This window comes from Polynucleobacter sp. JS-Fieb-80-E5, assembly GCF_018882015.1.
Classification (GTDB): domain Bacteria; phylum Pseudomonadota; class Gammaproteobacteria; order Burkholderiales; family Burkholderiaceae; genus Polynucleobacter.
The window spans coordinates 55,454-71,506 of the sequence record NZ_JACVPH010000008.1 but is presented as its reverse complement, the minus strand read 5'-3'; the positions used below and the strand labels follow the sequence as shown (position 1 = coordinate 71,506).

Below are 16,053 nucleotides of genomic sequence, written 5' to 3'. Positions count from 1 at the left end.
GAGTGAATAAGCGATAAATTGATGATAAACCAATGCCTACCCATCAGCGATCTCCGTACAAAACGAGCTATTGATATGGTTTTGGGTATGTAGCTTTTATTCAATATCAATTGAGCAACTTAATTCGAGGCACAATAGGACGATTCAATCCCAATAGACTCCTATGCCCCAAGCCATTATTTTTGATGTAGAAGCGACCGATAAAAACGATGCAGTCATTATTGAAGCTGCTTCATTAGATGTCACCTCCCTTAATCCATTTGAAGTGGGCAATCCTTGGGTGCAACGTTACAACCCAGGTAAGTCTATTAGCTTGGGTGCTCTTGCTACCCATCACATCATGGATGAGGAATTGATCAACTGTCCCGCAAGCAGCTCTTTTAGATTGCCGGCCGGAACTAAATATCTCATTGGCCACAATATTGATTTTGATTGGGTTGCAATTGGCAGTCCTGAAGTCAAGCGCATTTGCACTTTGGCGCTTGCGCGTAGTCTATGGCCTGATTTAGATAGTCACACGCAAAGCGCTCTGCTCTATTACTTTGAACGCGATACTGCTAGAGATCAACTGCGCAATGCGCATAGCGCCTTAGCCGATGTATGGATCTGCTCAAAAATTGTTGCTCAGATTATCGATAAGTTACACCCTGCTTCTTTGGATGCTTTATGGGAGATGTCCGAGAAAGCCAGAATTCCAAAGACCATGCCTTATGGCAAACATAAGGGTGAGCTCATTAGCCAAGTGCCCAGTGATTACAAGCAATGGCTACTACGCCAAGACAATGTCTCTGGTTATTTGCGCAAAGCTTTAGAAGCCAAGTAACAGCCTTTACTAGGGAATAAGGAATCCGTGATTTCCTTATTCCCCTTCCAGGCCTACTGCTTGTTCTTTACTGATATTTGCGATTAAAGACTTGTTTTGTTGCGCTTTCATGACGCTTAGTATTTTTCAATACTGCGCAGTAAGACAAAACCATGATGGCTACGAGAGAAATTCCGTTGAAGTTGTTTAGTAAGTCCATTTGCTTCTCCTTTATGCGTTATTACGTGTTATTTGCTAATTAATTTGTTACTGAATTTTTTACCTGGCTAGCGGTAACTCATCCCATCTCGTGGTGTAGTTCGGCGACCGATTGTTCGATCTCATCTGCCACTCTTCTTTAGTGCCATTTGTTCCTGCAGCTGCAGATCTGATGAATGCATTGCCAAAGCGCGTGTTGATCTCATCTACCGCTTTCATCAAATGAGCAGACTTACCTTTAGTCTCGATATCCTCAAACAAGGATTGCTGAGCTGTTGGCTTGTCGCTAATCAGATTGAGGATGACGCCCGCCTTCTTGTAGCGGAAGTTCGCTTGATAGATTTGCTTGAGGCCTGCCAATGCTGCATTGGTTAAGGTCAGCGTGTTATCCGTTGGATCCGCCAATGGAATCGTGACGCTTTGGTGATACTGTGGCTCGTTTTGCTTAAACGGATTGGTCTGAATAAATACGGTGAGCGCGCCCGTAGTGCTATTTTGGGTTCTGAGCTTTTCAGCTGCACGTGCTACGTGAGTGGCAACCGATTCTGCAAGCTCTACCTGGCTAGTCACTAACTTACCAAAACTGCGTGAGGCAATAATTTGTTGTTTGGCTGGCGCTACTTCTTCTAGTTGCAAGCAAGATGTGCCGCGCAACTCATAACAGAGACGCTCCATCACCACGCCAAACTGTTGACGCATAGCTTGTGGTGAGGCTTGCAAAAGATCAAATACGCTCAGAATATTTTGAGCCTTGAGTTTCTTGGCGATTTGTTTACCAACACCCCAGACCTCACCCACCCCAGTCTCGCTCATCCACTGATAGAGCTCTTCTTTGGCCATAGCATTGACATCACATACACCAACAAACTGCTTATGTTTCTTAGCCAAGTGATTGGCTAACTTAGCTAAGGTCTTGCTGGCACCAATCCCCACGCAGACTGGTAAGCCAGTGGTATCTTTCACTTCCTGTTTAATCTTTTGACCTAATTCAATCGTATCTTGATATTGCTTTAAGACTGTCTCGATTTGTAAAAAGCTCTCGTCGATACTGTAAACCTCTAGGTTTGGCGTGAATGCTCTCAGCACCTGAACTACACGACTACTCATGTCGCCATACAAAGTGTAATTAGACGAGTAAGCCTGAATGCCATGCTTCTTAGCGAGATCCTTCATCTGAAACCAAGGCGTTCCCATCTTCACGCCAAGCGCTTTGACTTCAGCACTACGTGCTACAGCGCAGCCATCGTTATTGGATAGCACCACCATCGGCACCTCCTCTAACTTAGGCTGGAATACACGCTCACAAGAAACGTAGAAGTTATTTACATCCACGAGCGCGAAGAGCGGAGTTGATGTGGTTGGCGAATTGGAGTTCATCTCACTTCCCCTCTTTGCTATATCTGCCACTAGCATTACTGTACTTACGCACTACCCCAACCACTACGCCCCAGATTTGCAGCTCGCTGCCTTCATTAAAGGTAATGGGTTGATAGTTTGGGTTTTCTGGCTGGAGCTCAATACGACCGCGCAACTGATAAAGGCGCTTGATGGTGTACTCGCTATCTACTACGGCAACCACGATGTCTTTATGTTTTGGCTTAAGGGCTTTATCAACGACGACCTTGTCGCCATCACAAATCCCCGCGCCCAGCATGGAATCCCCCTTCACGGTAAACATGAAGGTAGCTGGCTTGTTCTGGACAAGGTAATGATTCAGATCGAGGCCGTCTTCGGCGTAATCTGCCGCTGGACTAGGGAATCCAGCTGACATCCGATGGCTTAGGAGCTTGAGCTCATAGGCGGCAAAATGGCCTGCCAAGGCTTGTGGTGCCTGGCTTAGGGTTACTTTTGCGGGGTTCATTACTTGCGTCATAGTCATTAATATACTGTATGTTTATACAGTATATGTAAAAACCACAAAAATGGCCTTATTTTTGTTGTTTTGGGGCTATGAGTCCCTCCCACCCCCTCTGTTTTCTCGACCTCCCTAGCCATAAACCCCGAGTACCCCATGGTTGTATTGGGACCTAGGAATTGCATAATGATCCTAGAAGTTATTCAGGAAGTTATCCCTGAAATAGCTCATATAAAAAGAACAGTAGGAGACATATGAAGACGTATAAGATCGCATCCATCCCAGGTGATGGCATTGGCAAAGAAGTCATCCCAGAATGCGAAAAGGTATTGAATGCCTTAAGCAAAAAACATCCTGAAGTCGCTTTCCAATTCGAGCACTTTGATTGGGGTGGCGATTACTACCGCAAGCACGGCATCATGATGCCCGAGGATGGTCTCGAACCTTTGCGCTCTAAAGATGCGATTTTGTTCGGCTCAGCTGGCGACCCTAATATTCCGGATCACATTACTTTGTGGGGTTTGCGTCTCAAAATCTGCCAAGGCTTTGATCAATACGCAAACGTACGCCCTACGCGCATTCTTCCTGGCATTGAAACGCCACTACGTAATTGCAAACCAGATCAGCTTGATTGGGTGATCGTGCGCGAGAACTCTGAAGGTGAATACTCTGGTGTAGGCGGCAGAGCCCATCAAGGTCATCCTATTGAAGTAGCCTCTGATATGAGCATCATGACTCGCGTTGGAGTGGAACGCGTACAGCGCTTCGCCTTTAAGTTAGCGCAGTCACGCCCTCGCAAGCACCTCACCGTCATCACTAAATCTAATGCGCAGCGCCATGGCATGGTGATGTGGGACGAGATCGCCAATATCGTTGCCAAAGATTTTCCGGATGTGACTTGGGATAAAGAATTGGTTGATGCCGCTACTGCGCGTATGGTCAATCGCCCCGAATCTTTAGACACCATCGTTGCAACGAACTTACATGCTGATGTCTTGAGTGATTTAGCAGCTGCCTTGGCTGGTAGCCTGGGTATTGCACCAACTGCCAATCTGGATCCAGAGCGTCGCTATCCATCGATGTTCGAACCGATTCATGGCTCTGCTTTTGACATCATGGGTAAAGGTCTTGCCAATCCAATTGGCACCTTCTGGTCAGCAGTGATGATGCTCGACTTCCTGGGTGAAAAAGCGCTCGGTGCAAAGTTAATGGCAGCCATTGAAAAAGTGACAGCCAATCCAAAGTTACATACCCGTGATTTAGGCGGCACAGCCATGATGAGTGATGTTACTAATGCAGTCATTGAGGAGATCTCCAAATGAAGCTATTTAAATTACTAAGTAGATTGCTGAGTATTGGTTTGGTCTCACTTGGCTTGTTATCCGGCGCGCATGCTCAACCCTTCCCCGATAGAACTATTCAGTACATCATCCCCTTCCCTGCTGCCGGCGAGTCTGATTTAGTGGCGCGCTATCAAGCCGACATCTCAGCCAAGAAATTCAAGCAGCCGATGGTAGTGATGAACCGTGCTGGTGCTGGTGGTGCATTGGTATGGAGCACTATGAATACATACCCCGCTGACGGCACAACGGTAGTGGGTGTGAATATCCCCCACACTATCTTGCAGCCGCTACAGGAGGGGATTCAGTACAAGACGGAAGACATTAATGCGATCTACTACTATCACTTCACGCCAGATGCTTTGATGGTTTCCGCGGATAGTCCTTACAAGACCTATCAAGAATTTATTGCGGCCGCCAAAAAAGATCCTGGCAAGATGACGCTTGCTGGATCCGCACAGTTCTCAGCTAACCACATGGCAGTCGAGCGCCTCAATAAACTGGCTGGCGTCAAAATTACTTACGTTCCCTTTAAAGGCACGGGTGATTTGATTACCGCCTTAATTGGAATGCACGTTGATGGCGCGATGGGTTATCTACCTTTGGCGATCCAGCAAAAAGGTAAGGTGCGTACGCTAGCAATTGCTACTGAAAAACGTAATCCCGCCCTACCAGACGTACCAACCTTTAAAGAGCTGGGATTGAACTGGGTGGATGGTGCATATCGTGGTGTTGCTCTACCAAAAGGCACGCCACTAGTACTCCAGCAAAAGATGTCTGACTACTTCGCACAGCTCAATGCCGATCCCGAGACTAAAAAGAAATTGGAAGATGCTGGCTTTGTGATTGTGGATGTTCCTCTGGCAAAGATGCCCGCATTCATGAAAGAGAAAACAGCTCAAGCTATGGATGATGCAAAGAACGCTGGGATGATTAAGTAAGACCTTAACTTCCTTAGATAAAAACCACCGCATGTTCGGTGGTTTTTTATTGGGCGCTTGCTTTCTGTATTAGCAAAAAGCAAATGCCAGAATCGCTGGATCATCCAAAAAAGCATTGGATAAGTAAACGCTGGCTCGGAAAAACCAAGGATTTACTGTATCAACAATTTGTGAAAAATATTCCATAGACCTATTGTAAAGGCTGCTTAGCCGCCCAAGTAATCCGACTTGCCAATCTCCACCCCCTTATGACGCAGGATGTCATAAGCCGTAGTCACATGGAAATAGAAATTAGGAATGATCCAAGTCAGCAGATATTGCTCGCCGACAAACTCAAAACTCCATTCTTTAATTGAGAACTGAATTTCTTTTGCTTCCGTGCCATCAACCTGCTCTGGCTTGAGACTATTGGCAAAAGCAATGGTTTTAGCAATACGGTCTTGTAGCTGGGGAAAAGTAGTTTCGTTATCTTCAAATTTAGGTGGCTCAACTCCGGCTAAACGGGCCATGCCATTTTTCACTTGATCACAAGCAATTTGAACTTGCTTGGATAGTGGAAACATATCTGGGGCAAGGCGGCCTTCCACCAATGCTTTGCTATCGAGACCCTTAGCACTCGCAAATGCCTCACCCTTTTTGAGGATATTCGAAAGATTGGTGAGCATCTTTGTGAGTTGCGGAATTGATGCTTGATACATTGAAATTGCCATAGTGCTCTCGCTGCCTTCTTAGTTTTTTATACGTCACTCATAAAATCACCACCGCCATCATCCCAAGAGCTGGAGCCACCATCATCCCAAGAGCTTGCATCATTGACGCCAAAGTTGGCAGCATCTGGTGCTTGACCGCCTACTTGGCTAAAGTCGTTATTGAGGTTTGGATTTGGGCGTTGATTACCGCCCATTAAATGACTTGCCAAAGCTTCACCAGCAACCATACCAGCACCGAGTGCTGCACCAGTCGCTAAGCTGCCCATTAAACCACCGCCCATGCTAGATGCTGGTGCGCCTGGGTAACCAGGCGGATAGGTGCCAGGCGCTCCCGATGCCCCTGGATATGGTCCATTTGCAGTCGGCGCGTTATAAACCTCCACTGGCTGTTGGCGCTTCCTCATAAAGAAGATTACGCCCGCAACCAAGATAGCAATCAAGATCCAAAAAACTGGGCTAGTAAAGATGGAGCTTGCACCCGCATTAGTATTAACGTTGCCTGGTACTGTACCTGCACGTAATTGCGCTTGGAGCCTTTGTACAGAATCAGGTTGAGCAAATGGTAAACCTGGCGCCAGATTTTCTGCTTGTACAAAAGCGCTTCTTGCAGCATCTAACTTACCTTCTTTGAGGTAAAGCTCAGAAGCCATGTAATGTGCCTTGCCGCTATTAGGATGATTTTTCAAGACCTCTTGCATCATGGCATCCGCTTTTGCCAATTGCCCAGATTCAATTGCTTGATAGACCTCGGGCAAAGTGGCTTCTGCAAAAGCAAGATGACTCGTTAGTAATAGCGCGCTTGCAAATACACCAACAAACAACTTGAGTAAATTACCCATTTTCATCATGACTCCTCGTGAAATGTTTTGCTGCGAATTTCATTATCGCCAGTTTAGGCATTTTTGCTATTCATCATCCATATGGGGGCTTTTACGGGAAATTCAAGGGCATGAACACCCTCTTCACACTCCTTGCTACCATCTTCTTTAGATTGAAATTCCCATAATTTTTGTAGTTATATTAATTCATTGATGTTATGATTTAACGTAACTACAATATTTCAGATGAAATTCACTTATGATTCGGTAAAAAATGACTCAAACCTCGCAAAACATGGCCTTCCGCTCTCAGATGCAAAGATACTTGATTGGGATACAGCCTTTAGTTGGATCGATGAAAGAAAGAATTACGGCGAAGAAAGACGGATTGCTTTGGTGTTAATGAATGAACGCCTGTATTGCATGATTTATGTAGAGTCAAAAATAGCGATGAGAATTATTAGTTTAAGAAAAGCAAATAACCGTGAGATGAAAATCTATGAAGAAGAAGCTAATTAGACTGAGTGCCGAAGAGGATGCCGCAATTACTAAGGCCGCCTTATCTGACCCCGATAACCCACCTATCACGGAAGAAGAGTGGAATGCGATTAAACACAGAGTCGTTCGCGGCAGGGGAAGACCTGTGGGTAGCGGGATTAAAGAACAAGTTACCCTAAGGATTGATAAGGATGTTTTAGATTTTTATAAATCTAAAGGTGAAGGTTGGCAAACATTTATCAACCAAGTGCTTGGCGAAGTAAAAAGAGAATCTAAATCCATCTTAATGGTTGAAAAGAAGTTAAACAAGGGGACCTTGATCGCCAATTAATTCAAGGTAGCTGCTTAACACCCTACTTCACCTCTACCATCTCGCCTTTTGATGAAATCAAGTACGCCTTATTTGGTTTATCTTTTCTAATCCGCGTGAGCTCAGATTGATAACCCTGTAATTGCTTGCGGTACTTTTCATATTTCTCGCTGCCCACCTCTGGGATGGTGAGCTTGTAATCGATGATGGCCAAATAATCATCAAGCTCCACTAAGCGATCCATGCGATAGCTCTTGCCATCTTCACTAGCGATATCGAGCTCATTCCAAGCTTGTAGCCATTCACCCGATGTCAGGTAGCGCTTGAGCTCTGGAGCATCTAAGACTGTTTTGGTGCGAGAGAGTAATGTTTTCGCATGCTCTTGATCTACGCCTAACCAATTCATGAGCTCTTGCTCGCTTGGCATAGGTGGCTTTGCTTCATTACTAGAGTCTGGGGTGAGGAACTCGAGCAGCTTATGGAAGTTTGTGCCCTCTTCTAGGATTTCTGGATCGGGATCTTCTTTTGCTTGCTCTAAAGCTTTTTCTGCAAGCGCTTTGGCTAAAGCACCACTTTCAATTCTGACAAGATGATCTTGATAATCTGTTGTTGCTTGCTCCCACTCTAGCTGGAAGTGGTCGATCTTAAATGGCATGCTGCCGCGCTCAACTTCAATCTCTTTTGCATCTGTTGCAATAATGGGAAGGTTGAGTGCGTCAATATCCAAGGTCGATATACCGGCTGCCAAGGCTCTACCATACCAAGAGCGCTCTTTAATCCCAGACTTCGACTTAGCTGCCACGCCACTAATCCATAAGCCCTGCTTAGCCCTTGTCATTGCTACATAGAGCAAGTTCCAGTTTTCATTCTGACTTACCTCACCCTCCTTCGCGAATACAACACTGCGTTCATCCGTCAAGGTTTTGGCGGTATATAAAGATAAATGGGTTGGACTACCCTCCTCTGGTGGCCAATCCAAGAGTACGCCTCGGTGCGGCGCCTTCCATTCCGTATTATTAGCATCGAGAATAAAAACAAATGGCGCCTCTAACCCCTTAGCCCCATGTATCGTCATTAAGCGCACACGTCGATGCTGATCCTCTTCTGACATTTCGATATCGAGATCTACTTCACCAATATCATCATTAGTATCAGCCTCAGCCTCTGACTCCACATCGCCCTCATCGGGCGTTTCATCATCATCACCACGACGCATCGCATTCATTTCATCAATGAAACGACTTAGACTAGGGTAACGGCCCCCATCTTGATTTAAGGCAAGCTCTAAGAAGGCATCTAAATTAGCCAGTACTTGTGCGCGAGCCAGATTCTGCGCAGAAATGGCGTAACTCACTCGTAAGTTACTCTCGTGATAAATCAAATCCAGTAGGTCATGTACAGGCAATACCTCGCCCAGGCCACGCCAATGCTCTAAATACCGTGCAGCCTTTTGTATTGATGGATTCTGGCTAGCCTGCAAAGCATCCCACCAAGATGAGAAGCCATCAATCATGCTCTTACGGAGCTCTTGCATTTGCGCTTCAGTAAAACCAAAAATTGGACTGCGCAGAACCTGGGCTAATGGCAAATCATGTCTTGGTGACACCAATACCGTTAACAATGCAATCAAATCATCAATCTCAAGGGTGTTTAATAATCCACCTAGACGCGAACTGTCATAAGCAAGACCTGCTTCACGCAATGCTTTTTCATATTGAGGTAAAAATTGGCGTCGCTTAACTAGCAATATGAAATCACTACCCCTAGCTTGCCGCCAGTAGTCTTTTCCATCCTTTTTATCCATCACCTGACGAGTAGCCATGATGTGATGAATTAATCGAGCAACGATTTCCCCTTCTTCATAGCGCTGGTGAACGCTTGCAGTATTCCCCGCATCTTCAATTGGCCCATCAAAGGCGGTACCAGTACGCTCAGTAGTCTCGGGATCGGTGCGCGCAATCAAAGGCAGTAGATAAGCCTCACCTGTTACAGCGTAGTCTTGCTCTGATATCCGATCCAATAATGGTTTCCAGGCAGTTTCCTGTTTTGAATATCGGTAAGTATCAGGTAACGGTCCTGCTAAAAATACTGTATTAACCGCCTCATTAATCGCGGTCGCATTACGGCGTGTCTTATTTTTACTCTGAAATTTAGCCTCGAGCTTATTCTCTAAAAATTTATGGGCGCTTTCAAATAATCTTGGATCAGCACGGCGGAAGCGATAAATCGATTGCTTAGGATCGCCCACAATAAAGATGCTTGGCATTGAGCCATCATCGCCATATCCAGCTAGCCAGGCACGTAATATCTGCCACTGCAATGGATTGGTATCCTGAAATTCATCAATCAGAATATGTTTGTATCTTGCATCTAATCGAGCCTGTAGATAGGCAGCATTATCTGAACTCGACATCAATTGGCTAACACCGATTTCCAAATCATCAAAGTCGCGAACGCGCATGGATTCTTTTGTTTTCTCCATATGAGCAAGCATTGCCTCGCTCATGGCAAACCATGCATCGTTTAATTCATGCATCAAATGCTCGCCTTGCCACGCAAATAGGGCCTCGTAGGCGTCTACCCAATCCTGACGAATAGCAGTAATCTCATCAGGATCTCTGCCGATACTCTTGATGTACTTCGCCATTGGAACAGAGGGCTTTGCAATATCCGCTAATGGCGTACGTTTCTGGGTAAAGAAGTATGTCTCCCATCGATCGGCAATATCAATAATCGATCCACCAGCAGCATGATGCTGAATGACCTCCTCAATATAGGGAGCGCTTGCAATTTGAGTTGGCGTACCATTGCTAAAGCACTTATAGAGCATCTCTAAATTTGCTTTTGCCTGCGGTTGACGCCAATAAACTTCCAGTGGATTTGGTGTGCCCAAGAGCGGCAGAATTTTATCCAAACACTCGATAGGCTTAACATCTTGACGCTTGCAAGCCTCTTGGAAGAAAGTCCATGCACCTCTTTGTTTAAAGAGGCTATAGCTACCCATCAAGAATTTTTGGGTTTCTACTGCACCAAACTCCTCCAACAAAACGTCATAGTGCTTTTGTAGATCAGTTGGTAAATCGCCCCACCAGTCTGCCATGCACTCTTCCTGTAAACGCTTAGCATCCTCGCGCAAGCTAAAGCCTGGCTGGACTTCCGCCGATACAGGCGCAGCACCCAATAGGCGACCAAACCAGCCATGGAAAGTATCTATAACCACTGCTTGTGGGCTTGCCAACACTTTTAGATAGAGTGTCCTGGCCTGTGGAAGTAAAGCAATCGCATCTTTCTCGTCTAAACCTCGCTCAACCAACTCATTAATCAAAGTAGCGTCATCGCAAGTAGAAAAATCTTCAAGCAACTTATAAAGACGATCACGCATTTCCTGCGCAGCTTTACGAGTAAACGTCAGGGCTAAGATTTCTTGAGGTTTAGCACCAGCTAGCAGCAACCGAATCATGCGCGCTACCAATAGCCATGTCTTACCACTTCCAGCACAAGCAGAAACAATGACTGATTCAGTAGGGTCACAAGCTATGGCAGTCTCTAACTTTTCGCTCACCACATGCCCTTTCGACAGATCCCTCTAGCTTCGCAGTATTGACATACGCTGTCAGGTGCAAACGCCGCCATGGGTTTACGCGCCCATAAATCATTTAAGTCATTAACTACCTGATCAGCAAACTCTGACATTACCTCCGACATATCCTCAACTGGGCGTGCTCGAATGGTCTTTTCTTCATTCTTTAGATCAGCTCTTAAAGTGACCCATTCAGCCTGATCCACTGCTCGCCCTGGAATGCGGGCCTCAGTAGCGTTCTCAGTTGCGCCTCTTGCATAAATCAATAACTGCGGGTCATCCAGAATATTCTTGGCGCGCTCAGTAATTTTCTTAATCTTTTGATTCTTATAGTCAATCACTGCAGCAGCTGATTTATCAGACTGATGAATATCAAATCGATCTGCGCGCCCTGCAATGCTAATATCCCGTTGAACACCATCAGGATCTGTGATCTTCAAAGTAAAACCGATAGGCAACTCCGCATCGTGGTAACGCCAGCCTTCCTTCTCTCGATTTAGCTGCCATTCCACAAAACTGGGTATCTGCTTTTGCCAATCCCGCAAAGTTCCCAGTATCCTTGCATCACCAGCAATGAGCTTCTCAAATTCTTTATCAGAAAACTTCATGAGCTGATCAATCATCCATTGACGTCTTGCAATATCACCCTCATGAATCAATGAATGCGACTTCTTCTCTTCCGTTTTGAGCGCTTGGAAAAAGTTTCTCAGTAAAGCATGCAGAGTTTGGCCTGCTAAGGAGGCATCAAAACCTTCTTCAAACTCTTTTGCCTTACGCAAACCCAATAAGTTGCTGACATAGTATCGATAAGGACAGTCCCGCAAAGCCTTATAGGCGCTGGGGGAAACTGTGTTTGGAATTGTCAAATCTCGATCGGGAGTGCTTACTGATTTCTGAATAGGTTGGGAGCGCCCCTCATAGGGCTTCAGTTTTGCCTCCACCACTTCTAATGGAATCCTCTTTTTAAGCGCAGCTTGCAAACGCTGAATCCAAGCTGATGGTCGCAAGGGCTCACCACTCTTGCTTTTACTTTGCCAAATTAAATCTACGTTCTTACATGAAGCGAGTAGCTGAGAAAGATCTCGAGCCTGCTGAATGTATTGTGCAGTAATCGTCGAGGACTTGAGATAGCGATTGAGCGCATCTGAAAAGAATAAAGGTGGCTCAGAAAATGCAGGCAACTGCTGCTCATCACAACCCACCAGAACTACGGCATCAAATTCACGCAATCGGGTTGAGCTGAGTGGCAAGATGCTTAAAGTTGCCTCGGCCTCTTTACCAGCCTCTTCATAAGAAGCCTCTTCTATTACGGTTTTTAGAAGACTGAGCCACTCTAGCAAACGCATCTTGAGATCTTCATATGGGCCGCTGCTCAAATCAAAGCGTTTAAGGACTTCCAAAAGCTGCTTACCGGCAGCATCCTTCTCAAGTCGCTGAGCCATACCAGTAACCTGGAGATCATTTTGTAATTGAGAATATGCGCTTGAGCACTCAAGGAGTGAGGGCTGCCATGCTGAATGCAACTTTGTAACAAACCGAATCAGATCAATTAGTTGTTCATTGGGTACGCCGCCGTTCGATCGTGCGTATCCATTGGCTTTTTCGATTGCAGCGATAAATGTTTCCCAACCAGACTTTGCCTGACTAGCAACCAAAATATCTTCGAGCTGGGCAATTAAGCCAATACATACTTCCGGAGTTTTTTGAAGACTGTGCGCAAGATCAAAATAAGGATTTTGCAAAAACTCGAGCAAGGTACTTGCACTAGGTCCTTCTTTAGGCGCACGTATCAACTCTAGCAAGCTATCAAAAGCCGCTGCTGCTCTAGTAGTCGATAGCTTCCAACCAGTTTCGTCACGAATACGCAAGGAATCACCTAAGCGACTGAGTAATGCTCGCGCTCTTCTTGCTGCTAAGCGATCTTGTGCAACTAATGCAATATTTTTCTTTTTAGAAATTAAATGTGACTCAATCGATTTTGTTGCAACCCACGCTAATTCTTCAAAACGCCTAGCCGCAAGCAAGCGCCAGCCCTCTTTATTGCTAGAGCTAATATTGCTTGCAATCTGCTGTTCTTCTGACTCATTCGGAGTGGCAACACCACCTTCTGCATCCTCCCCGCAGAGGGCTTCAGACCATAAGGCAACGGATTGCCAATCAAGGTCTACACGCACTACTGGAGCATGTTGAGCATATTCATTAAGGTAGCGATCAATCAACTCTTGATCAACTGGCTTTGGATCTGCGGTCTGCACCCAGATGAATGGTCGCGCTATGCTGCGATCTTTTTCAGCAACCCTCTTGGCCAATTGCATATGTACAGCCATTGCTAAATGTTTGCGAATGACTGGGTCACCAACATTGGTGAGATAACGCCAAAAAGCCAAGAGTACTGCAGACTCTTCATCAACTACTTTTTTAGAAAGGCCGACATAAGCTTGAGCAATCGCTTGATCTAATACAAGCTCTACCTTCTTGAGCCAAGCCTCAGTGTCTAATGAGTGTGTATCTAAGAGAGCATTTAACTCACCCTGTAATTGCGGGACAACTAATTCAGATAATGCATCGCATGCCTCAATCACCGCTTGCGCTAAGCCCCATGCGCCAGCCTCACTCTCCGCCTTAAACCATGCTTGCAAAGTCTTGTGTTTTCGCAAATTCACAAAGACCGATAGCCATCTTTCCAAATCACTCTGCTTCTTCGGAAATTTCCATGCGCCCGGTGCCGCCTCTAACCAATCTGTAAAGCTGATGACTTGAGGCAAGAATGCGATGTTATTTGGAAGGTCATCTCGTCGGTTTTGCTCAAGAGCCTCCCTCACTCCAATGAGTGGCCCGGCAGTACTAAGCACCACCAGGGGACGCTGATTGGTTTGCACTGCACAATCCCAGATGCCTTTTGCCAATTGAGTAAGCGCACCAGCATTGGGCGTAATCGCCCATTGTTGCACTTGCTTTTGATCAGAAAGAATGGGGAACGGCTGGGACATTAATTGGGTAATTTATCTATTTTGAGCAGAACGTTCCGCTTATTGCTAATATAAGCGTTGTAACGACATAATTAAATAACTCGCTAAATAAGTCTAAATAAGGAATTTTCATGAGTGCCGGCATTAAATATGTAACTGACGCCTCTTTCGAACAAGACGTCCTCAAGTCCGATAAACCTGTACTGCTCGACTTCTGGGCTGAGTGGTGCGGTCCTTGCAAAATGATTGGTCCGATCCTGGAAGAGCTCGCTGGCGAGTATGGCGACAAGATACAGATCGCAAAAATGAACGTAGATGAGAACCAAGGCGTACCTGCCCAGTTCAATATTCGCGGCATTCCTACCCTAATTCTCTTCAAAAATGGCACCGTGGCTGCTCAAAAAGTAGGCGCTTTGGCCAAATCTCAGTTGACTGCATTTATTGATAGTCATCTGTAAATAGTCTCAGACCACAGGTTCACCAGCTGAGCCTGTGGTTTTTACCGATTTAAACGCTTGTCACACCCATTTTTTGGTGTAGTATTACTCAAACGCACTAATCAGTGCTCCGATTTTCAGCAATTTACCTCCCCCTTCTTTTAGCAAATTCCAAAATTCTGTTTTTCCACATCTGCGTGATCTAAATCAGCGCAGCGATACCCCAAAACAAATTCATCAAAACCCGAGAACCACATGCAATTAACTGAACTCAAAGTCCTCCACGTATCCGCTCTGCTTGAAATGGCAGCTAGCTTGGAGATTGAAAATACACAACGGATGCGCAAACAAGAATTAATGTTTGCCATTCTGAAAAAACGTGCGAAGGCTGGCGAAACCGTTTTCGGCGATGGCACTTTGGAAGTATTGCCTGATGGCTTTGGTTTCTTGCGCTCTCCTGAAGCCTCTTACATGGCTTCTCCTGACGATATTTATATCTCTCCTGCACAGATTCGTCGCTTTAACTTGCACACTGGTGACAGCGTTGAAGGTGAAGTACGTACACCTAAAGATGGTGAGCGTTACTTTGCTTTAGTAAAGGTAGACAAGATCAACGGTTTGGCTCCTGAAGCCCTCAAGAACCGCATCATGTTCGAGAACTTAACGCCGCTCCACCCTAACCGTGTGATCAGCTTAGAGCGTGATATCAAGGCCGAAGAGAACCTTACTGGCCGGATCATCGACATGATCTCCCCGATTGGTTACGGCCAACGTGGCTTGATCGTGGCTTCACCAAAATCCGGTAAGACCGTGATGATGCAGCACATAGCTCACGCGATTGCTGCCAATAATCCTGAAGCAATTTTGATCGTATTACTCGTTGACGAGCGTCCTGAAGAAGTAACTGAGATGCAACGCTCCGTTCGCGGTGAAGTCGTTGCCTCTACCTTTGATGAGCCAGCAGTGCGTCACGTTCAAGTTGCCGAGATGGTGATTGAAAAAGCCAAGCGCTTAGTTGAGATGGGCAAAGATGTGATCATCTTGTTAGATTCCATTACTCGTCTTGCACGCGCATACAACACTGTTGTTCCTTCATCAGGCAAAGTACTCTCTGGTGGTGTGGATGCCAATGCATTGCAACGTCCAAAACGTTTCTTTGGTGCCGCCCGTAATATTGAAGAAGGTGGCTCACTGACGATCATCGCAACCGCTCTGATTGAAACTGGTAGCCGTATGGATGACCTCATCTATGAGGAGTTCAAAGGCACCGGCAATATGGAAGTTCACCTTGAGCGTCGTTTGGCTGAGCGTCGTGTTTACCCATCGATTAACCTCAATAAGTCTGGCACCCGCCGCGAGGAACTCTTGGTTAAAGCTGAGAATCTCCAGAAGATCTGGGTATTGCGTAAATTGCTGGCCGATATGGACGATATCGAGGCGATGAACTTCATCGTGGATAAGCTCAAATCGACCAAAAATAATGGTGAATTCTTCGACTTAATGCGTCGCGGAGGCTAATTTAGGGGTCTAGAGGGCTGTTTCAGCCCTTTTTGGACACCTAAACAGCGCTTTGT

14 protein-coding genes are annotated in these 16,053 nt (G+C 45.8%); 7 read left to right on the top strand and 7 right to left on the bottom strand.

Translation table 11 applies throughout. The annotated features are described in order from the left end of the window. Positions 1–163: 163 nt before the first annotated feature. Complete coding sequence (locus ICN44_RS11555) at positions 164–823, top strand: putative quorum-sensing-regulated virulence factor (RefSeq protein WP_216264076.1); 660 nt, start codon at positions 164–166, stop codon at positions 821–823. A 67-nt stretch (positions 824–890) separates the two neighbouring features. On the opposite strand, the gene ICN44_RS12360 is transcribed toward ICN44_RS11555, so the two are convergent. From ICN44_RS12360 to ICN44_RS11545, 3 genes are read right to left on the bottom strand one after another with little or no spacing between them, the layout of a single operon-like run. Next, positions 891–1,022, bottom strand: coding sequence for a hypothetical protein (locus tag ICN44_RS12360; protein WP_255407106.1), 132 nt, complete (start codon positions 1,020–1,022; stop codon positions 891–893). A gap of 59 nt (positions 1,023–1,081) precedes the next feature. Beyond that, on the bottom strand, positions 1,082–2,398 hold the full coding sequence (locus tag ICN44_RS11550; protein ID WP_216264075.1) for a Y-family DNA polymerase: 1,317 nt from the start codon (positions 2,396–2,398) through the stop codon (positions 1,082–1,084). Position 2,399: 1 nt separating this feature from the next. Continuing rightward, positions 2,400–2,900, bottom strand: a complete 501-nt coding sequence (locus ICN44_RS11545) for a LexA family transcriptional regulator (protein WP_216264074.1) — start codon at positions 2,898–2,900, stop codon at positions 2,400–2,402. 230 nt (positions 2,901–3,130) lie between these two features. Here ICN44_RS11545 and ICN44_RS11540 point away from each other — a divergent pair, with 230 nt between their 5' ends. Both ICN44_RS11540 and ICN44_RS11535 read left to right on the top strand, forming a co-directional pair. After that, the gene (locus tag ICN44_RS11540) at positions 3,131–4,198 is read left to right on the top strand and encodes a tartrate dehydrogenase (RefSeq protein ID WP_216264073.1); all 1,068 of its coding nucleotides are present in this window, start codon (positions 3,131–3,133) and stop codon (positions 4,196–4,198) included. Next, positions 4,195–5,157, top strand: a complete 963-nt coding sequence (locus ICN44_RS11535) for a tripartite tricarboxylate transporter substrate binding protein (protein WP_216264072.1) — start codon at positions 4,195–4,197, stop codon at positions 5,155–5,157. The genes ICN44_RS11540 and ICN44_RS11535 overlap by 4 nt, the downstream gene beginning before the upstream one ends. Before the next feature lie 206 nt (positions 5,158–5,363). Here the strand turns inward: ICN44_RS11535 and ICN44_RS11530 are convergent, their stop codons facing one another. After that, positions 5,364–5,867 (bottom strand): DUF1993 family protein, encoded by a 504-nt coding sequence (locus tag ICN44_RS11530; protein WP_216264071.1) that lies wholly within the window; start codon positions 5,865–5,867, stop codon positions 5,364–5,366. Between the two features lie 26 nt (positions 5,868–5,893). Continuing rightward, positions 5,894–6,715 carry a tol-pal system YbgF family protein gene (locus tag ICN44_RS11525; protein ID WP_255537613.1) on the bottom strand — a complete coding sequence of 274 codons (822 nt, stop codon included), beginning with the start codon at positions 6,713–6,715 and terminating at the stop codon, positions 5,894–5,896. Between the two features lie 216 nt (positions 6,716–6,931). On the opposite strand from ICN44_RS11525, the gene ICN44_RS11520 reads away from it, so the two are divergent. After that, complete coding sequence (locus tag ICN44_RS11520; RefSeq protein ID WP_216264070.1) at positions 6,932–7,204, top strand: BrnT family toxin; 273 nt, start codon at positions 6,932–6,934, stop codon at positions 7,202–7,204. Next, complete coding sequence (locus tag ICN44_RS11515; protein WP_216264069.1) at positions 7,185–7,514, top strand: BrnA antitoxin family protein; 330 nt, start codon at positions 7,185–7,187, stop codon at positions 7,512–7,514. Before ICN44_RS11520 ends, ICN44_RS11515 begins: the two co-directional genes overlap by 20 nt. 22 nt (positions 7,515–7,536) lie before the next feature. Here ICN44_RS11515 and ICN44_RS11510 read toward each other — a convergent pair whose 3' ends face one another. Beyond that, positions 7,537–11,055: a UvrD-helicase domain-containing protein gene (locus ICN44_RS11510; protein WP_370624902.1), complete on the bottom strand. Its 3,519-nt coding sequence runs from the start codon at positions 11,053–11,055 to the stop codon at positions 7,537–7,539. After that, positions 11,052–14,063, bottom strand: coding sequence for a PD-(D/E)XK nuclease family protein (locus ICN44_RS11505; RefSeq protein WP_216264068.1), 3,012 nt, complete (start codon positions 14,061–14,063; stop codon positions 11,052–11,054). The genes ICN44_RS11510 and ICN44_RS11505 overlap by 4 nt, the downstream gene beginning before the upstream one ends. 110 nt (positions 14,064–14,173) lie before the next feature. Between ICN44_RS11505 and trxA the strand changes: the two genes are divergently transcribed. Together trxA and rho are read left to right on the top strand one after the other, a co-directional pair. Next, the gene (trxA, locus tag ICN44_RS11500; RefSeq protein ID WP_062309025.1) at positions 14,174–14,500 is read left to right on the top strand and encodes a thioredoxin TrxA; all 327 of its coding nucleotides are present in this window, start codon (positions 14,174–14,176) and stop codon (positions 14,498–14,500) included. A gap of 234 nt (positions 14,501–14,734) precedes the next feature. Next, positions 14,735–15,997 (top strand): transcription termination factor Rho, encoded by a 1,263-nt coding sequence (gene rho / locus ICN44_RS11495; protein ID WP_011903147.1) that lies wholly within the window; start codon positions 14,735–14,737, stop codon positions 15,995–15,997. Positions 15,998–16,053 lie beyond the last annotated feature (56 nt).